The organism is Paenibacillus sp. FSL R10-2734 (genome assembly GCF_037963865.1).
In the GTDB taxonomy this organism is placed as follows: domain Bacteria; phylum Bacillota; class Bacilli; order Paenibacillales; family Paenibacillaceae; genus Paenibacillus_AQ.
This window is the reverse complement of record NZ_CP150170.1, coordinates 4,025,224-4,046,030: the sequence shown is the minus strand read 5'-3', so window position 1 is coordinate 4,046,030 and position 20,807 is coordinate 4,025,224. Positions and strand designations below refer to the sequence as shown.

Annotated in this window: 10 protein-coding genes; 5 read left to right on the top strand and 5 right to left on the bottom strand. The window is 39.1% G+C overall.

Translation table 11 applies throughout. The features are described from left to right. Window positions 1-71 precede the first annotated feature (71 nt). The 5 genes from NSS67_RS17750 to NSS67_RS17730 all read left to right on the top strand — a co-directional run bounded on the left by NSS67_RS17750 (window position 72) and on the right by NSS67_RS17730 (window position 5,149). A complete protein-coding gene (locus tag NSS67_RS17750) occupies window positions 72-1,175 on the top strand; it encodes a Gfo/Idh/MocA family oxidoreductase (RefSeq protein ID WP_339314796.1) in 1,104 nt (367 codons plus the stop codon). A gap of 253 nt (window positions 1,176-1,428) precedes the next feature. Continuing rightward, on the top strand, window positions 1,429-2,007 hold the full coding sequence (locus NSS67_RS17745) for a TetR/AcrR family transcriptional regulator (RefSeq protein ID WP_339314794.1): 579 nt from the start codon (window positions 1,429-1,431) through the stop codon (window positions 2,005-2,007). Window positions 2,008-2,245: 238 nt separating this feature from the next. Further along, window positions 2,246-2,944 (top strand): SDR family oxidoreductase, encoded by a 699-nt coding sequence (locus NSS67_RS17740; protein WP_339314792.1) that lies wholly within the window; start codon window positions 2,246-2,248, stop codon window positions 2,942-2,944. A 43-nt stretch (window positions 2,945-2,987) separates the two neighbouring features. Further along, window positions 2,988-4,070, top strand: coding sequence for an alkene reductase (locus NSS67_RS17735; protein WP_339314790.1), 1,083 nt, complete (start codon window positions 2,988-2,990; stop codon window positions 4,068-4,070). Between the two features lie 80 nt (window positions 4,071-4,150). Further along, window positions 4,151-5,149, top strand: a complete 999-nt coding sequence (locus tag NSS67_RS17730; protein WP_339314788.1) for an NADP-dependent oxidoreductase — start codon at window positions 4,151-4,153, stop codon at window positions 5,147-5,149. 757 nt (window positions 5,150-5,906) lie between these two features. Here NSS67_RS17730 and NSS67_RS17725 read toward each other — a convergent pair. The 5 genes from NSS67_RS17725 to NSS67_RS17705 form a co-directional block, all read right to left on the bottom strand. Continuing rightward, entirely contained in the window at window positions 5,907-6,443 is a 537-nt protein-coding gene (locus NSS67_RS17725; protein WP_339314786.1) for a putative immunity protein, read from the bottom strand. 7 nt (window positions 6,444-6,450) lie between these two features. After that, the gene (gene asnB / locus NSS67_RS17720; RefSeq protein WP_339314784.1) at window positions 6,451-8,328 is read right to left on the bottom strand and encodes an asparagine synthase (glutamine-hydrolyzing); all 1,878 of its coding nucleotides are present in this window, start codon (window positions 8,326-8,328) and stop codon (window positions 6,451-6,453) included. A gap of 264 nt (window positions 8,329-8,592) precedes the next feature. Beyond that, on the bottom strand, window positions 8,593-14,007 hold the full coding sequence (locus NSS67_RS17715; RefSeq protein ID WP_339314782.1) for a hypothetical protein: 5,415 nt from the start codon (window positions 14,005-14,007) through the stop codon (window positions 8,593-8,595). Beyond that, a complete protein-coding gene (locus NSS67_RS17710) occupies window positions 14,004-17,165 on the bottom strand; it encodes a hypothetical protein (protein ID WP_339314780.1) in 3,162 nt (1,053 codons plus the stop codon). Before NSS67_RS17710 ends, NSS67_RS17715 begins: the two co-directional genes overlap by 4 nt. 10 nt (window positions 17,166-17,175) lie before the next feature. After that, entirely contained in the window at window positions 17,176-20,664 is a 3,489-nt protein-coding gene (locus tag NSS67_RS17705) for a hypothetical protein (protein ID WP_339314779.1), read from the bottom strand. Window positions 20,665-20,807 lie beyond the last annotated feature (143 nt).

Below are 20,807 nucleotides of genomic sequence, written 5' to 3'. Positions count from 1 at the left end.
AAGAATCGATTAGTTGAAATGTCCGGATCATAGATAAGTTATCAGTATTCAAAATAAGGAGCTGTTTTTAAATGAGCAATAAAATCCGTACAGGAATTATAGGCGGATCAATTAATAACGGATGGGCAAGCGGTACACATATACCAGCTATTAAGCATCTGAATGAATTTGAGCTTACGGCAGTTGGGACAAGTAATATGGAGAGTGCGAAGAAAAGTGCAGAAGCTTTCCACGCAGAGCACGGCTTTGATAACATGAGTGATTTGGCAGAGCATCCTGATGTGGACATGGTAGTCGTCAGTATTAACGTCAAGGAACATTATAATGCTGTTAAAACCATTGCCCCAGCGGGAAAACCGATATATTGTGAATGGCCACTAGGATCAAATACTGCAGAAGCACTGGAAATGCAGGAGTTGGTAGTGTCCAACCAGTTACCAAATGCAGTTGGATTACAAGCCAGACAAGCTCCAGCTATTAATTATGTGAAAGATTTATTGGCGGAAGGCTATGTTGGAAAAGTCTTGTCAGCCAATTTAAAGATATCTTTGGATGGAATGGGGGGAGTAGCGGACAAGGCTACTGCGTACTTATTTGATCGAAAATTTGGAGGGAACTTGCTCACTATTGTAGGCGGGCATAATCTCGATGCTTTTACCTACATGCTTGGGGATTTTACAGAACTCTCTGCTGTCACAGCACAACAGTTTCCAGAAGTCGAATTGGTAGATATCCATAAATTTATTAAGAAGACGACGGATGATCAAATACTGATTACAGGAAAATTGACTAACGGTGCAGCAGCGAGCATTCATATTCAGGGTGGAGTCAAACATCAGACAGGACTAACCCTTGAAATATTCGGGGAAAATGGCACCATCGTGTTGAGTGCACCTGCATCTATTCAATTCGGATCACATCAATTACGTGGAGCAGGATCTATGGATCAAGAGTTACATGAGTTAACAATTCCCGACTCATATTCCTGGGTACCGGATTCCCTTAAGAGTGACTCAGGATTTGTTCTGAATATCGCTCAGGCATACCATAAGTTTGCCAGAGACATCCAGGAAGGAACAGCTACAACACCAAGTTTCGCAGATGCGGTTAAACTTCATCAGTTACTTGATGCAGTGGAGAAAGCAGCACAAACTGGAGAACGGCAATATATATGATCAGAACCAACTACTAGACACCTTGTTAATGATTGAAGTGTAAATCAGGACAGCAACGTTAGCAAAGAAGAGGACCTATGCCTAACGCGGGTCTTCTTCTTTTATATCCCGATTTGATTATCATTTAAATATACAGTTCATGTTTAATTGTCGACCTGAATCACAAGAGAGCACATCGTTAAAAGTGATTAGAAAATCAATTCTTTACCGATCGTTCTCAATATGTTACATTTACTATTAGGGAGGGAATAGAATGGCAAGAAGCAAAGAATTCGAAGAGAACGAAGTATTAGATAAGGCGATGAAGCTTTTTTGGGAACAGGGGTACGAGAAGACATCTTTGACAGATCTTGTAGAGCATATGGGAGTTCATCGAAGAAGTTTATATGACACATTTGGCGACAAGCATACGCTGTTTTTGAAAGCCATGGACCGTTTTCGCGATAAAGTGAATGCTGAGCTTACAAGGGAAGTTAAACGTTCCAAGACTGCAACTGAGGCTCTTCAGCTTATCTTTAGTTTCATAATAAATGGAGAAGAAGATTCGCCCTCAGGCTGTTTGATGGTGAATTCAGCGGTGGAATTAGCAATGCGCGATGCCAATGTGGATTTGAAATCCACCGAATCGTTCACATTATCAGAGAAGCTGCTCAAAGATATTATTCTGTGGGGGCAGCAGGATGGCGAATTTAGCTTGGATTTCAATGCCAACGAACTAGCGGAACATATGCATTCTGTTTGTGTGGGGTTAAGGGTAATGACAAGAACCTCAGTACCTAAAGAAAAATTACATCGAATAGCTGATTTATCAATTAAACTTTTATATAAGTAATTATTTTAAAATATAATTGCTTATGCATATTCTAGAATGATTGTTCTCAAAACTGAGTCTTGTCTCGTATAAAGTTCTCTTTAAACGATCATTCTTGCATACTTTTTAGAATGATCGTTCTCGAAATATATTTCTTTCCCTGCTATAGTTTTCTTTCACGAATGATCTATTCTTGTGTACATTTTAGAATGATCATTCCCATATTGTACTTAAACGATGAATAAAAGGAGTAAATAAAATGATAATTTCTGAACAAGTGGCATTTGTAACTGGTGCAAACCGAGGTTTTGGCCGCCATCTCACCCTTGAACTTCTATCCAGAGGGGCTAAGGTTTATGCAGGTGCAAGAAATCCGGAAACCATCGATATTCCAGGCGTTATACCTGTAAAGCTTGATATTACCAACCCTCAAGAAGTTGAAGCAGCTGCTATCCTCGCAAAGGACGTTACGCTTTTAATCAACAATGCAGGATCATCTACTGGTGCTTCTTTGCTGGAAGGAGATGTGGAAAAAATACAATTGGAGTTTGATACGCACTTCTTCGGTACGCTATACATGGTTCGTGCTTTTGCACCGATCATTGAGAAAAACGGGGGAGGATCGGTTTTGAATATTCTTTCCGCATTATCTTGGTTTAGTTCCGGAACTGCGGGTGCTTATACAGCCGCGAAGGCTGCAGCATGGGCATTGACGAACGATTTACGTATAAACTTGTATCCACATAATGTGAGAGTAGCAGGATTACATGTTGGCTTTATGGAGACAGACATGACATCCGGCTTAGAAGTTCCCAAAGTAAGCCCTGAAGATATCGCAAAAATAGCTATTGATGGCATAGAATCTGGCAGCTTTGAAATTATTGCTGATGATAACAGCCGAATGATACAAGGTGGACTTGCAGGTGGCGTTCCTGCACTATACCCTCATCTTTCTTAATACCAATTTCATTTTTAACTTAATTTATTGAGGAGATTACAAAATGGACAAATTGTGGAGTAATACGAAAATTGGAAATATGGAATTACCTCATCGCTTAGCAATGGCACCTATGACACGTAGTAGAGCACAAAAGGACGGCACACCGGGAGAACTAAGCTCCCTTTATTATGCTCAGAGAGCATCAATGGGATTAATTATTAGTGAAGGTACACAACCAACTGATGATGGACAAGGTTATTTAAATTCGCCGGGCATCTATACTGAACAGCAAATAGAAGGATGGAAAAAGGTTACGGATGCAGTACATGAAGCAGGCGGCTTTATGTACATACAATTAATGCATGTGGGCCGTATATCGCACCCTGACAATACTCCACATCATCGACAAGCAGTTGCACCTTCTGCGATCGCACCTGGTGTAGAAATGTTTACTGCTAAAGGAATGCAGGAAATACCTGTCCCACGAGAGCTAAGTGAAGAAGATATTCAAAATACTATTGCAGACTTCCGAAAAGCAGCTGCAGCAGCTATTAAAGCAGGGGCTGATGGGGTTGAAATTCATGGAGCCAATGGTTATCTTATCAATCAATTTATCAGTGAAAATTCTAATAAACGAATAGATAAATACGGTGGATCAGTGGAGAACCGTGCTCGCTTTGCAATCGAAGTAACAAAAGCAGTCGTTGAAGAAATTGGAGCAGAAAGAACCGGCTTCCGAATTTCGCCAGGAACACCTCTTGGTGGGATTAATGAAGGCGAACAAGGACCTGAGGTTTATCGCCATCTTGTAAAAGAACTAGCAAAGTATAATTTAGCATACCTCCATGTTATGCATTTAGGGAACGAAATACTGCTCCGTGAAATTCGTTCAATTTGGTCAAATCCATTATTGGTTAATCGAGCAGGGCGGGCACTTGATGATATTAGTGTAGATATTGATAATGGTATTGCTGACGTGGTACCAATCGGCGTCTGGTCATTAGCTAATCCAGATTTAGTGGATCGTCTAAAAAAAGGATTTCCTTTAAATGAGGTTGATCCTAAAACATTATACGCTGGTAACGGAAGCTTAGGTTATACAGACTACCCTATAATGGAAAAATTAAAAACTCAACAGCAGTAAGAATAAGTGAAACCACAAATGGCGTACAACTAAAAATTGTACGTCATAAGATTTTCAAGTGGAAAGGAAGCTGGCAAAACATGAGAGCTGCTCAAATGCAGAAATACTCAAAAGAAATTCATTTGGAAATAAACAATGTTAAAATACCAGAAATCAATAATCGCGAGGTACTCATCAAAGTAAAAGCTGCAGGTGTAAACCCATTAGATATTCTTATTTTGAATGGCAGTATCCGAATGATTGTTAATTATGATTTCCCATTAACATTAGGCAATGAACTATCTGGTGTAGTAGAGGCAGTTGGTAAAGATGTTGTTGATTTTCAGGTTGGTGACCAAGTTTATACGAGGCTGCCGGTGAATGAAATAGGAGCTTTCGCTGAATATGTGGCGGTCAAAGATGATGCAATATCTAAAATACCTGAAAATCTATCCTTAATTGAAGCGGCTGCGGTTCCCCTTACTGCTTTAACAGCTTATCAAGCATTGAAGGAAGTACTCAACGCTCAGCCTAATGCAAAACTATTTATTCCTGGCGGAACTGGCGGATTCGGTGCTATGGCGATCCCTATTGCTAAAACAATGGGATTATACGTTATTACAAGTGGCAGTGAAAGAGGTCGATCACGTGTACTGTCGATTGGAGCAGATGAATTTATAAATTATAAAAAGGAAAACTATGCTGAGGTTCTATCTAATATAGATTATGTTATAGACACCTTGGGTACAAACGAAATAAAAACGGAACTTTCTATTTTAAAACCACAAGGAAAATTAGTATCATTAAAAGCCTTACCAAATTATCGCTTTGCCGCTGAAAATAATCTTCCAATGTGGAAAAAAATGTTGTTTGGTTTAGTTTCTGCTCGTATAGACCGTTTAGCAGCAAGAGATAAAAAAGAATATCACTTTTTATTTGTGCAAGCCAATGGAAGACAGTTACAACAGATTACCAGCCTTATAGAAAATGACAATATTAAACCTTCAATTGATTCAACTTACAAATTTGATGATATTAATAAGGCGTTACAACAAGTTTCTACTGGTCACTCACAAGGCAAAGTTATTGTAACTTTCTAAGGGAGAGAGCGAATTTAGCCGAATGTCAGTGACCGAGAAGAAGACTACTTCGTTTCGGAGGTCGCAATCAACTCTGCATACGGTTTGATAAACGGCCGAGACGTGCTTGGTAGTCTGCTCAGCAGCTACCTCGTCCATTTCAAGAGATGGCGGATTTGAATGGGGGAGAACAAAACAAGGTTACCCAGCGAATTGGATCCCTATCAGCCACAACCTTTACTAGACTATTACCTAATGGAGATAGTCTTTTTACATTGAAAACATTTTTTTTTTTTGAAGATCAGATTTTTTGTTATCATTATAGGGAGGGTGACATTTATATTTATGTAGGTAACTTTGTGTCATTACAAGCACAAGCCAACAACCAAGAACCAAACAGGGCATTTCCCAACTCATAGACATATGTACAAAATACGGGTTTTGTGAGGAAGTAGTATATAAACTAATGGAACCAGCCAATTTGAATATAATATTGCTAATCAGCTGTCCATTAATGATGATCGATACAACGTTCAAATTAACGTCCCTTGTATGAACACTCTTTATCTTTTCTTTTTTATAGAAATCAATTTGTCTCTAACGAGTATTAAACTTTAAAGTGCATCAGAAACTCGGATTAAACTCTGTGCGGTTATATATATGTGTGTTTAATGTTGTTTGTTCTTTACATACTTCTTAAATATAAAAAGCTAATTATTACCATTAATTCACTTATAACAGTATCTTCATACATGTTTTCATCCTTAATGCTCCAATTTCAAAGCAACTCTTCAACGATCCTTAACTGTCTTTCGCGTTCTTTGGTGGCAGCCTCTGCTACTGAGGAATTATTAGATATGCAATTCACCAATTTAACTGCGTAGTCACTGCTAACCATAGCATGTCCTCTCATATGACCAGTTGCTATGGCTTGTGCAAAAGAACGCGCAGCATACTTACTAGCTTCAGTTGTGGACTCTTTAGCCAATTCATTGACTATAAATCCAACTTTTCTTAAGTCAAAGGCTCTTATATCACCAGTTATTCGCTTTTCTAGAGTTTCTATTCCTAATTCTATTCGCGGGTCTTTCACTAGATGGCTATCTAGATGATCCAGATGTGCAACTGCTACTCTCAAAGCCCATTTGGCAAGTAACTTCTGCGGTAATTTTTCAAGCGTCTCTTCAAGTTGATTTCTTAAATCATTGTTATCTACAATCTTTATCTTTGGACTACTATAAGTAAAATCATGGGTTTCTTTTATTTGCAGCTCATGTTTATTCCATGCATATTCCTCAATATTCAAACGAATCATTCCCCCATTACAACACGGCACTGTTTAATTGCTTCAGATCATCTTTCATAAAAAGCGTGTACCATACGGAAAAAATGTAAATTAACCATATTCTACGCGAATAGTCACCTTTATTACTCCGATGCTGGTTAAACATCTCTTCGATGATATTCATATTGAATATTTCATCAATACCGCTATATCGTATTTGTTCAAACATTATATTCGAAATTGGAGTCTTTAGCCAGTCACGAATCGGTACGGGAAATCCTAATTTGGGTCGATTAACAATAGAATCCGGAACGATTCCTTCCATAGCTTTACGCAAAGCAAGTTTTGTTGTTTTGTTGGCAATTCGATTGGAGACAGGAATTTTACGAGCCGTTTCGAAAACCTCTTTATCTAAAAACGGTACTCTTAATTCTAACGAATGTGCCATGGACAGCTTATCTGCTTTTGACAAAATATCGCCAGGCAGCCAAAAATTCATATCAATAAACTGCATTCTTGTTGTTGGGTCTAGGTGAACTGTCTTATCATAAAAAGGCTTAACGATATCTGTGGGATGTAAAAAGCTATTTTGAGCATGTACCGATTCGTGGAGCAAGTTCATCTTTCCGCTTTTGTTAAAGATATTAGCATTACCGATAAAACGCTCTTCTAAAGGTGTCAGCCCCCGAAGTAAATAATTTTTACCGTAAAATTGATAAGGATATATGGTTAATGATTTTCGTAACGTATCCTTTATGAAGTTGGGCATCCATGATATAGGCCTTAATGCACCTGGCTCTCTATAGATCCGGTATCCTCCGAATAATTCATCCGCACCTTCCCCTGATAGGACAACCGTGACATGATCTTTTGCAAGCTGATTTAGATGATAAAGAGCAATGGCGGAAGGATCCGCGACAGGTTCATCTAGATGCCACACCGTTTTCGGTATACTCTCAAAGAAATCTTTTTCAGATAAGACGTGAAAATAATGATCCGTTCCCAGTTTAGCTGCCGTTTGATTTGCAATGATCGTTTCGTTATTCGCCCCTTCAAATCCAATCGAAAAGGTCTTTGTTGATTCCTCTGTTCTCATCATTGCAGCTATGGCTGTGGAGTCAATTCCACTGGACAAAAAACATCCTCTATTCACATCACTTTGTAAATGAAGGTTTACAGACTCTTTCAATTTCCACTGAATTTCTTCGGCATAGTCTGCTAAAGATCGTTCTACCGGATGAAAATGGGGCTCCCAATACTTCTCGATCTTCATTACACCTTTAGGGTTAACAAATACTCGCTCTGCAGGTCCTAATTTATGAATATGTTCAAACATCGTATCCGGTTGCGGTACATACTGAAAAGTTAAGTAGCTGAATAAACTTTGATACTGCAGCTTTCTTGGTACGCCTTGAACTGCAAGTATGCTTTTAATTTCCGAAGCAAATAAAAGATGATCCTCGTCTTTGTAATAATAAAAAGGCTTGATACCAAAATGATCCCTAGCAGCAAAAAGAGTCTGTTCCTTAAGGTTCCAAATCGCAAAACTAAACATTCCACGTAAATGATGGACACAGTCCTTGCCGTATTCCTCAAATAAATGCACAATGACCTCTGTATCTGATTGCGTTTGGAAGTGATGTCCCTTTAGCTTAAGATCATCTCGTAGTGTTTTATAATTATAGATTTCACCGTTAAAAACAATCCATAGTGTACCATCTTCATTAGTCATGGGCTGATTTCCATCTCGTAAATCAATAATGGACAATCTTCGAAAACCGAGTCCAATCCGAGAATCGAGCCATACTCCCTCATGATTAGGTCCTCGGTGATGAATTGCCCCTGTCATTTGTTTTAAGGTTTCTTCTTGCGGGGCGCGCCCATTCAACTTTAGTATTCCTGCTATTCCGCACATGCTATTGTAGTCCTTCCTATAATAAAGATTAGGTTATAGAGTGCCCACAATTGCTTTGATCTATCATCATTTTTTCAAAGCTGTACCGCAAACAAAGCATCTATAGAAGATTCTTACGAAATGGAAAGCCACTGCATTTACCACTGTTATCGAAATTGTCTAGACTTGAAATTATCCTTAGGTAGACTAAAAAAAAGAAAAGCCTGATTAACAAGCTTTTCTCAAATAAATTATGTTAGTTATTTTGCAAAGCAATCCTTAACATTATTCGTGTGTAATATCCTTACGATCTAACACCAAATTTCTAAGACGAACCAAAGGAGCTTTAGCATCATCTACACTTGTGTATAGTGTAAGTTCAAATTGGTAAACCCCGTCCTTATACGGTTCAACTTGATTATACCAATCCCGAATGTTGCCTCCCAATATTTTGATAAAATCATCATCAACAGGTAGTTGATAATCTGAAGGTAAAATCAATGATATAGGTAATGTCCCAAATCTCAAGTTACCACTCAGTTTTTGTTGGTACCGTGGTTTTACCTTAATAATTGATTTGTCTATCTTCGAGCCTATATTCATTTCTCCATACAAACTTGTAAATAATGCAGTAAGATGTTCATCCAGTGAACGTCTTACTAATTGCCCTCCTGCTGCTCCTATAGCTGCTATATGGATTGTTGGGTAGATATCCAATTGAGGTGTTAATTTCATGGGGAATCGAATGACAGGTGTTCTATATACAAAATTCTCATTCGTTGTTCTTCCTGGAACGAGTTCCGCATTCCGAATTACCATTAATCCAGCCCATGCATCTTGTAAATAAGCTAAATGTAAATCATCAAATTGGATACTCCTTTTCGGAAGTTCCAACCCGTCCGCCCAACTTAAATACTTATTCCCTCCACCTGGGTTCTTTAATTGATACACATAACTATTGTCGGCGATCTTCTCCAGAATATAGCCGTCAATTTGAAGCTTTGGAGCTAGATTTTTAAGCTCCACTGGTGTAGATACAGGATTGATAATCATATTGAGAATTTGTTTCTCACCGTTGTAATCGCATTGTGTTTGTAGAATTCTAAAGCGATATTCAGTATCAGAGATTACGTTCATTGCTCTTCTGTTTCCATGTTCATACCATTCTTTCCAAGAAGACGCTACTGGAATTGCTAATGTCATAAAGGAAGATACAATCTTCAGCAAAAGCTCCTCATCAATGTTATCTTGTTTTAGAACCTCTTCCATCTTTCTGTATACTTGTACACATCGAGTGAGTTTATCATAAAAGTCTTCCACCTTCACAAATGCAGCATTAGATTTCTGATTAAACATCACTTGGCATTCCAGAATATCTTGAGAAGCATATCCTCTTTCAAACTCAAACCCATATCTCCACTTCACGGCTGTTTGCACCGTAGTTTCCTCAGATGTATTGTTTAGACCCTGAAGCATGGAAACCCCTTCATGTCTAATCATTTTAGGTTCATCCGGATAAAAACGAAGTGGTATCGGGACAGTTACATCTTTAGCTATTTCAACTTGCTCCAGTGGGTGAATAAAACTTAGCCATGAAGAAGCCTTATAACCTTCAATATTTGGGAGACTTCCTATTTCGTGCTCAATATGTTGGATTTCATAAGCTAAATCAACCGTTACACTGGATTGACATTCAGCGCACTTCGCATCGAATGTAAAACTAAGAGCACTATCCCCTTTCTCAAGTAGTACTTTAGAATTCGAGGTTTGATAAGCTGATTCAGTTCCACCCTGCTCCTCATTTCGTAGAGGTTTGGTATTTTTTTGAACCTTAATGCCCCCATACAATTGTGGAAGCTGTGCCTGAGAGTCGGTACATGGACTCCAAGGAACGGAAACTGGAAACGAGACAATGGTCTCAATGTCATAGGCATTAGTTAACTTTATCAGCAAATGCTGTTTAAGTTTCTCGGCAGCATCGGCTTTTAACTTTTCCATTGGAACATTAATTCGCTCACTCTCAGTAGGTTCTAGTATGGGGTCAAGTGTTTCCGGTATGATCTTAGCTAATTGTTCCTTTAGACTAAGTATACTTCTATACATAGGTGGATCTTTCTCATACACTTTGCATCCCATGGAAGCTGACAATAGATTTTCTATTGCACTTAAATACAATCTTGCCCAATTATCCATATCAATCGGTCCGATTAATTGATTCCTATATATCCCCAATGTTCCAGTAGCCCCATCAAACTCAGGGATGCTAACAAGCCGGGAAATCTTACTTTTGGACATTAACTTTGGCGCAAAAAATATCGGATAAGCACCGACCGTATATCGCAGTCCTTTCTTGTCCCCACAAGTGGCATCTGGATCATGATCTGTAATTCCAGGTTTTGCAACTCGGACAGCCCATAGTTTATCAGCATCTGTTCCTGTACTGCCGAACCTAGTTCTTCCCATGGCCACTTTCAGATCATAAGCATCCATATTGAATACCATCTCAAAGTTTCTTGCGAATTTCTTCAGAGAACGAATCTTAGGATCAGAGTCCACTAAGTTGTTCTCTTTGATCATCGGTCGAATTTCCGAAACAGCGGCTCGAACAGTGTCTTCGTCTTTGAAGTTTATATCCACTAAATCAATCGGACGCTCTATAAACAAGAGTACTTTTAATTCATAAATATCCAATGGATTCGTATCTTCGATGAGCCAATCGAGTGACTTCCTAATTTCACTTTTCCCATCACAGTCGAGAGGATTTAACAGGTTATTTAAGTAGATACAGCAATCGGTGATAAAAGCTTTTAATTCGTCAGTTTGAACGGTGTCAAATAAATGATCTACATACTCATCAAGACTGGTTTGCACTTTGTACGAAACTAAAGGATTACCAGTCTCGTCACACTGGCATAGCTGATAATAAATTTTTGTGTAAATTAGCATGTCTGCTTCCAACCGCTTAAGATAGACCCCGTACTCTTCATTTGGCTGTTGTTTATATAACTCAAAATTCAACAGAAGTTCGATATGCAATCTCCGCTTCATCTCTTTTACACTAAATGTGTAAGAAGTCGTTATACCAGGCCACTGTTCAATAGCTAATAAACGATCAGTAAATCCAATTGGGATTTGAATGAAATTCGGGAATTGTTTCATCACCAGTTGGTTTCCAAAGTAATCATGCCAAAAGAAATCGATTTGAACCGTTTTTCCTATTCCGGAATAGGGATTCAAGTCAAACTCCGGCACACAATAGTTATTCGGAACCGTAGGCATACAATTCAGTGGATTATATTTCGCATAAGGGAAGATAGGAACTACGTTCTCATACTTCCCCTCATCATCATTTAAACTGTGAATAGCAACTGCTAGTCCATCAATGCTCTGACAAAAATCCGAATTCCCTCGAATACGATATCCTAGTAGTCGATAAATCTGTTCCAAATAATTCTCGATAGTATCGTTATCTGCTACCTCATCCCTGAGGACTGAGAAACCTACATGCCCCACAGGCATCGTGTTAACCTTTTCTTGAATGGGCCATGAAACGTCAAGGAGATTACCGACCAGAAAGAGGTTCTTTAGATTCCTGTTTTCCCATAGTAAAGATTCCAGAGATACATCATAACTCTCAGATATAGACAGAAGGGTTTCACTTCGGGCAACAGAATGAACAAACCCACCGGATTTCGGAATAGTAAGCTCAATCGTATTAAGTAGCTGATTTTGAAGAAGACGTCCCGTATCCATGAAAGGTAAGCTTAGACGAGAAGAAATCCTCATTAGTGAATCATCGTTATTAGCGCTCGTTGCTCTATTCTTGGTCAGATTCATATAGAGTGGTGCTGTCTGTCCAGACATGGTTAATAAGCAATTTGAATAGGTATCCAAGGTTGTTGAGTTTACTTCGTTCAACAGGATCAGACGGATTTGACCTATGCCCTGTTCATTAAAGATCTCTTCGGGAAGTGTATTCCCATTATTCTCATAATGGAGATAGAAGCCTCCAGAACGAACGATACTACACTCCCATGCCCATAGAATACTTTCATACGTATTCTGAAAAGATAAACCATTCATCGGATTGGTTTCAGTAGAAAGGTTGCTTTTCACAACGGTAGGTATACCTTCACCTAGAGTCCATTCACCACTTTTCGTTGAATAACTCACCTGTATTTCTGGATCCCCTTGATTGGAAGTAAGCCATCTTTCTAAAAGAGTTGTACCGGCTTCATCCGTACCTACTAGTTCAAACAGTGCTCCATCTAGCTTGACTCCAGTAACACTATCCCTTTCCGGCAGCTTCTTCAGCGATACATTAATCATAACACCTGACCGATAATCAATGGTGCCGTCCCCGTTACCATCCTGGTTCACTTGAGCATACAAAGATGCATTTATTGGGCTTTGTTTCGCTATAAGTCCTAGCAGGCTGTTGGGGAAACTCCATAGCTGCAAATTACCTACTGTTGTAGGGGAAACAAGTGTATACCACTTTGTAACTTGCTTCATGGTAGGCAATATCCCAATACCAGACATTGTTTTGATGCCATTGTTCGCTTCGATTGTCAACTCTTGGATGTTTGCGATATCCTCTCGTAGGAGGCTCACACAGATTTCACTTGTCTCAATATTAGACGAATCATAGAGACGAACCCAGGTTTGGTTTGAGGATATCTTAATACCATAATCGTTACAATCAGGCACCTGAGTAAAGATTGGTAAAAGAAACTGTTGACCCGTCAGTTGGTAAAGAGACATGGTGGAGACTGGAGGATTGCCTGTACATACCATTGAAACATTATTTTCAAACCCGTCTAGTTTGGGTGGCCGCATACCGCTTAACAATGAATGGCTCGCCATTGCTGAAATATCAGAGCTTTTAGACTCCAACTCGGCTTTTATAGCATCCCATTCTAAACTGTTATCACCCTTAAATAGATCCATTGTAGCTTGAAGTCCTTGTTTGGCGAGTGAAACAAAGAAATCTTCGTACAAGACTTTAGAGGCCGATTTATGACTTGTAGTCCATGAATAGCTGCGTTTTGATATCGATTGACCAAGTTCCGATAAATAACGTGCTCGGACTTGTGAGAAATGTAATCTAAGATTATCAAGATATACTGGTGTTAACTCGTTGTATAAGCTAAAGTCTACATCTACGGGCGAAGTCCCGTTATAATAAGGAACTCGCATCGAAAGGGCTGGAACCATTGGGAACACAGAAATATCGCTCAAATCACTGCCAGGTTGATGGATTTGGATCGCACCTTCATCAGTGAAAAAATATTGAACTAAATGATCATAATCCATCGGAGTCCCGTTTGTTTCATCCCTGAACCAACAAAGTGCATCACTAACAACTTGCTTAGTGATAATAGGGTTATTTTGGTCCAGATCCCCTTGACCAAAGGCTTGTAATACCCATAAGAAAAGTGATTCTAACAAGCCTTTAAATTCATCTTTCTTTATATAAAGCATTGCAACGTAATGAGCATTAACTGAATCCGTCTCTTTCGGTTGATCCAGTGTAAGCTGAGGAACAAAATACGTCTTGATCTTAATTCTGCGATTTATCGGAAGCTGTTTCCAAACGGGTGCTTTACACTCATTAGTAATGTATGGTGCAATTAGGCTCTCACCCTCTATTATCCACGGTGCCTTACTCCCTCCTCCAAGATCAACCGATTCATTCACATCTGATGAAAAGAGCTATAGGCTGTGATTTTCACACCACAAATTTTAATACGATACTTAATGGATACATCCACAGTCGCTATTAGTTCCAGAACCAGGTTCTTGTAAGCAGCGATCAAAGTACGAATGACCAGGTTAACAGCTATGTTAAGATCAGCCATCACAAAACCAAAATCCACACTTCCATAGATTCGTCCAATGACACCAAGCATTGCATCTAATGAAAAATAACGTTCCTCCTTAACTGCGTTATCGGGATGAAATGTTGCGAGAACACCCTCGAAGACGCCAACCGCACTCACATTAAATCCTGCCTTTAGAACTCCTTTATTGAAGTCCTTACCCACTCCAAGAGCCATACCTAAACCAAAAGCTAAGACTTGTCCAAAATGGCCATTCGTTGCTATTGGAACATACTCTGAAGCATCCGATTTCAATCGAGCCAAATAAAACCCACCGGCACCTGAATAATATGGGGGAGCTTGAATGGTGAAAGATCTTGAAAAATCGAGATCCCGAGGAAAACCTACGTCAATCTCAAAATCACCATTCGTGTAAATTTTGATGCCAAATATCGGAATGATTATCGTAAACGGTGGGGTTTGAATGTATCGCATGGAATCTGGAAGTGTTAGTTCGGCTGAGTAAACCCCCTTGGATTCTGAAAGCTTAGTGTACATAACCTCCAACTCAAGACCGTCGAACAGCTTCGCCAATTCACCCTTTAATGCAATCTTTAACCCATATAACTTGGGATCATTAAAAACAAGCTGCATATTGAGGAAATAATCCCCTGTGTTGTATTGTAACAAATTAAACTCCGTACCCATCAGCCACTGGCTAGCCGCATCATAAGGTAATTCAGCTGATCCGGCTCCATTTTGAAAGGCACATTTCATCGCGTTGACCGCATCACCCACGGAATCAAACTTAGTTTGATTCATGGTGTATCTTTGCGCTAGTCCTAGCCACTCAAGGTCAAACGTTGTTGAAAAATCGGGGAACAATTTAATGTTAGGCTGCTCTTTTGGGTCACTAAGATCCCATTCAAGGTCGAACTGGTTAGTTGTAATAGTAACAAATACGTGATCTAAGTTATCTTTGTTAACGTTAAGTTTTTTCAAATCTAACCCCAAAATACTTATGTTCAAATCTGTCTCTAAAGTAACCTTTTCAGCAGCTCCTAAATCAAAAAGAACGGAAGCTGGCCCCACCTTATCTAAGAGCTGGTCTAAGGGTTCAGGCAGATGGAAGTAAGGTCTCCCTGTTAACTTCATCATAGCTGTCAGTAGGAATCTTATGTTATTACCTGTAAAAGCAAAACGCATATATTCTTGATCTGGTGAGTAATCAAATGTCATACCTTCCCATCGAACCTTGTAAATTGGAGCTCCACCTAGAATATAAGTTAGACACACTTGTGCCCCTAACCTTGGTATCTCCACTTCCGTTTCAATTGTATAATTGTTATGGGTGGAGCCTCCCTCAATCTTTAATACGGCATCGATTTCTAGCTGTAAAAATCGTTCATTAATTTTCCATTTGAAATCTGCGTATATACTATATGAATCGTTATCTGCATTATCAGTGATTTGATATTCAAAGGCTATACTATCCGCGATCACATCTGAGAATGGCCATGAAGGCACCAAATTACTCATCTTGACCTCTTTCAAAGTCATCCCCTTTAATAACCACCCCACTGAATTCAGCTGAGCTTCCACATCAAAGCTCAATGGTCCAATCACTACTTTCCCTCGAAACACGTAATGATATCTTATCTGGTTAATATAACTGAATTTGCGCCATTCGAAGGTAGGATCTTGAATTTGAAAATTCAAGAGATTGAGATCACTCTTCCCAATAAGTATAACTTTATAGTCACCATTCAAAGCATTTGTAATGGTCAAATCCATTTGTTTGATTGGAAAGTGTAAGGTTCCAGGTAGGTTGATAACATTGCCTTCAAATGCATTTAGAATATCGTTCACCTGAATCGTGTCATTTTCTGCATCAAAGATCCCATGAAAAGAAAGATCTTCTTTTAATAAAAGAACGGCTTCCTTGAATCCACTTACTAATATGCGCCCTCGAACAATCAATTCCTGTTCACCCGGATGGAGACAATCCCCAACCTTCCAATAAATCTCCGGGATCATAGAGAGATTCCCCACCTCCCATGCTTGGGTGGAAGCAACAGTTATCTCATGACAATTCATCTGATGATTAGTTCCATTTAGAGTTACTTTATAATCTAACAGCGTCATTTCAACAAAAAAAGATAGCATTTTAGAGGGAATTCCTTTAAACCAATTTCGTCCTTCCATGAGCGCAAATACTTGAGGAGGAGTGATTAATTCCCTAACATCTCCTAAACTTAGTTGGTAGTTACCGTCTGTGAGCTGCTCCAACCGTACCTTAATAAGTGACCCATTCGGAACACGTAGTTCAGCTACCAAAAAAGCTTTGATTCGTACATCATTAATTGATAATCCTAATCCCGGATTCAATACATTTAAAAAGTCTGGCATGTTCGCCATAACGCCAGAAAGTTGTTGTGTCCATTCCCAGTGAGGCAACTCTTTACGTAATAAGCCTTGGACATCAAGAGGAGTATAGAACAAATAAAGCTTCGAATCTGGAAGGTAGGCTTTATAGGATTGAAACAGCTTATCCTTAACTGAAAAATCGCACACTAAATTTTGCCCTTTTTTCAAATAAGGAATGAACTGGCCTCCTTCAACTGGACAATCAGTCAAATCCGTAGTTGCAAAGAAGAACGTAATGCCATTCATCTCTAACAAGTCCAGTGGTGATGGTGGAAGTCCTGGAAAGCTATCGCGTAGTTTCCATTTCGAACTGAATTCTGCTGCAAGAACAATTTTCAATTCTGTTCCATCCCAGATAAATTCAACAGCTATACGTGTGGTCTTTTTTAATACTTGCATAGAGCCTTTGAGCTTCAGATGAGTTGCAGTTGCATCATCAATTACGGGATTAGTTATGACCAAGATATCGTCAGTTGCGACTCCAAACGAATTCACCAATAATTGTCTCAACGTCTCAAGATCAGTAGGAGATATCAAATTAGCTTCAACCACTGCTTGATACAATGATTTCTGCTCCATTAATTTCCGGCTTAAAATATAAATACTCATGGTACCCTCCTTAACAAATCGGATTAGTGGAATCTTTTATATAATTCGCATACCAGCCAAGCCCGTTGGTTTGATCAGCTGTAGCTCCAGGGGGAGGCTGTAGGCCAAAATTCATCGTCCCTCCAGGTGGAAATTTGAAATTCAAAAATTGTAAGCCTACATTATTAAATTGCATCGAGTATGACGTGGTACCGCTACTTGGATCTGCTGTTAACACGATATCACCGATACCCATTTTAATAACTCCCTGTAAATTAAAGAGCTTGCCCTGTTCTCCCCCTCCGGGTAATTGCAATCCAAGAAAGAAGTTATATTTCGGACGTTCAATATTCACTGGAGCATTTGATTTGGTCCACGCTAACAACACGCGAGTAGTGAAAAGTGTATCCGCTGCAAGCATACCCGCATTCCCCAGATCCAGCTCAAACTCAAAGCCTGACCAAGGTCCTTTAATATCAAGAGGCTGTGGTACAGAAATTGCAGTGTTAACGAGGATAAGTGGGATATAACCCAATTCTGAGGGCAATTTTCCAGAAGAAGCGAACGATACAAACCTTTTAAATTTTAAAGGCAATCCAAAGATCAAACTTTCCTTACGTGGTTGTACTTGTTCAGGGGTTATCAGGATATCTGAAGTATCCATCCAGATACTATCCCGCTTCATAGTGGACTCATCAAAGACAAGGCGAATCAACTGTTTCGAAAATGGAAGTCCGGATTTCTTCGATTTGCTTGCATCCTCCACACTTAAACTGCCATACGAGAAAGCATCAAGTCCTTTAATGTTCTGAAAATCCATAAATCCCATAAGATTAAACCTTGTTTCAAATTTGGGTCCATTTGCTATTTGTACAGTATCAATGCTGGCTCCAGAAATCTCCACATGATGGAATACACTACTCTCCAGCTGACATTTGTTTGATTTCGGGGTATTAAAGATGTAGAGATTGGTTTCACCATGATTTTCTCTACGCCCTGTAAAGAAAATGGATTTTAAGCCTGATGATACAGTGAGTTGATCTCCCTGCGAAATCACTTCGTTTACCGATTCCTCAAATATATGTTTTACTGTCAACTGTACTTCGCTTGTAAAGTCTTGAATCTCTGAGTTAAAAAAAAGAGCACGTACAGATAAAACTTTAAAATCGAAATCATCTTCAGTGTATACAGGAATTGGGTTCCCAAAGTTGTTCACCTGTTCGTAAATTGGATCCATATAGTGAACTAAAGCGAATAAAGAGCTGTCCTTTTCGAGAACGATCTTCCCATTCACTTCCTCAGGAATATTCACATTAATACCTATATGATGCGCGTGAAAGAGATCCTTCTCCATCCCGGCATTCAACACTTTCAAATCACTCGGCATTGCCTTTTGTTTAATGTCTACCTTTAAAGCTAATATCCCAGTCCAACTGGCTTGTTGAATTTTATGATTAAAAAGAGCATAGAAAGGGTCCTTTTGCGTTAAGGCATCCTCGAAATATTCGCGCAACCAAGCAGAAAGCGCGAATAATTCACCGTTATCAGATTTATTAAACGTATCCGCGTTTGTCCAATTTTGAGGTTTTTCTACTAAATCTTTAAGCGTCCCTTCACAAAATTTCAAAATTATTACATTCTGATAGTTGCCGTATTTATTGTCAGCCTTTTTATTGTTGATATGGAACGGCCATTCCGAAATATCTATTTCATCCATAAATTGACCAACAAATGGATCCAGCGGATTAGTGATGACAAGAAATAACTGATTGGTTAAAAATGCACTTTTCAGTTGCGAACTTATCATTCCTAATTTCAGGTATTGAGTAGTCCCTGTGCCGTTAGCGATTTGTGCTAATAAAATACTCTCCCAATTATCATTTATATCTGCTTCAACCAGTAGACCTTGTGGAGTTGTCGTTTTTCGTAAATCACCCTCAATAGTAGGAAAAGTAATGACCGCATGATTAGATAGTCCTGTAATATTTCGTTTCCGAACTGGATGAATAACCTGGTACTCAAATTGAGTCGCTTCTTCATCATCAAAATCGGATCCACGACTGTTCTGCATGCCCACATATGGAACAAGGGGATATAGATGCTCTGCAGTTAGCAGCGAAGTTTTTTGTTGATCATAAATTAATGGACTTGGTAAATGGGGTGGTGATAGACGTACTTCTGGTGTTTTAAACAAAACAGCATCTTCGGGTTGGGAAACGTAGACATTTTCTTGCGATTGATTATTTTGAACAGAAATCCATGAAGTTGTACGATGAGATTGCAACAGCTCTGGAATCGTCGCATCACCACTAGTGAATCTTTGTTCTTCGAGAGCAGGAACAGGAAATATCGGGGCTAAAGCCGGCTGGTAGGAAACAAAATTAAGCAGGTGGCCGTTTCTGAAACCTATTGTTTCAGTGCCAGATAATCCACAAAGTAAATGTCGCACATCCTTAGTTCGCTCGCTTAGTTTCGCCATCTGAATTTGGAAAGGTCCACCTGGAGTCCAGTACGGTTCATAATCGTTATCTTCCAGTCTAAACTCTGAGCTAAAAACTATAGGTTTTAACATAATGGGATGTCCAAAATCGGAACGAAAAGGAGTCTTAAACAGATTAATGTTTATATCAGTACTTTCATCTGGTAATATTCCAAACCGGAAAGCTGTTGGAAGCTTTTCTTTGGCGAGTGGGAAAAGCGGATTTAAAACACACTGAAAGCGGAATGGTGTATCGGTATCTCTAGTTCCTGTTATTCCGAAATGCTGGCTTTTTGTTTTTTGTTTTCCGGCTTCGTTATAGAAAAAATGATAACGCAAACCTACAGGTAACTGGGTCACAGGTAACTCTGGAGATGGATAGAAATTTAATCCTTTATCATTTAATTTCGCTCGTGTATCAAACTTAAATGAACCTGACTCTTTGCCATGAAGAGCCAGGACTAAGTTTTGAATCCCTACTTGTATATAACTAATTTCTACAGAAGAATTAGTATAAGAAAGGAAATTAATTATCCCTTGATCTCCATGCTGATTAAACAGAAATTGATTGCCTGCAGTCGGATGAACAGAGACCCTTTCGATAAATTCAAGCTTCAGGCTCGTGTTGTTAATAAATAATGGGTTGTTAAACTGTGATATTCCACTACCACCATTAACATGTGATACAAGATAGCAGTTTTTTATTACAGCCTCGCCTCTATCGCTACAGTCACACCAAAAAAAGTACCTAGACACAAACATTGGACTGTCACTCTCGTAACAAGGACCTTGCTGATTGTTCATATGTTTCAATATGGAATCCAGAAAGACATTATGGTCTGCAGGTTCCTTTTCGCAAAAAACGTAACTGCCTATGTTATACGACCAGGATTTTTCTAAAGTTATGGATTCGGGAGTTGTCCCTCGTGCAACAAAACCAACCCATAGTCCTTCCGCTCCATGATGTCTATATAATGAGCCAGTTGAGTTTGTGAATATCCGATCGAAAAAATCAATAAATTCATGATTAGGCTGAATCATATGAAGCCCCCCCTCGTTGAATATGTCTTAGCTCTAGTGTTTCATTATGAAATGATAATATTCGTAAGTATTAGTATGAAAATTAGAACATATAAAAAAACGCCGAATGATTCACTATATGAATCGTTCGACGTTTGACGTTT

What these genes read in the sequence shown, in the direction of transcription:
- NSS67_RS17750 (WP_339314796.1), top strand. Translation starts at nt 72, where the DNA reads ATGAGCAATAAAATCCGTACAGGAATTATAGGCGGATCAATTAATAAC.
- NSS67_RS17745 (WP_339314794.1), top strand. Translation starts at nt 1,429, where the DNA reads ATGGCAAGAAGCAAAGAATTCGAAGAGAACGAAGTATTAGATAAGGCG.
- NSS67_RS17730 (WP_339314788.1), top strand. Translation starts at nt 4,151, where the DNA reads ATGAGAGCTGCTCAAATGCAGAAATACTCAAAAGAAATTCATTTGGAA.
- NSS67_RS17735 (WP_339314790.1), top strand. Translation starts at nt 2,988, where the DNA reads ATGGACAAATTGTGGAGTAATACGAAAATTGGAAATATGGAATTACCT.
- NSS67_RS17725 (WP_339314786.1), bottom strand. Translation starts at nt 6,443, where the DNA reads ATGATTCGTTTGAATATTGAGGAATATGCATGGAATAAACATGAGCTG.
- asnB (WP_339314784.1), bottom strand. Translation starts at nt 8,328, where the DNA reads ATGTGCGGAATAGCAGGAATACTAAAGTTGAATGGGCGCGCCCCGCAA.
- NSS67_RS17705 (WP_339314779.1), bottom strand. Translation starts at nt 20,664, where the DNA reads ATGATTCAGCCTAATCATGAATTTATTGATTTTTTCGATCGGATATTC.
- NSS67_RS17740 (WP_339314792.1), top strand. Translation starts at nt 2,246, where the DNA reads ATGATAATTTCTGAACAAGTGGCATTTGTAACTGGTGCAAACCGAGGT.
- NSS67_RS17710 (WP_339314780.1), bottom strand. Translation starts at nt 17,165, where the DNA reads ATGAGTATTTATATTTTAAGCCGGAAATTAATGGAGCAGAAATCATTG.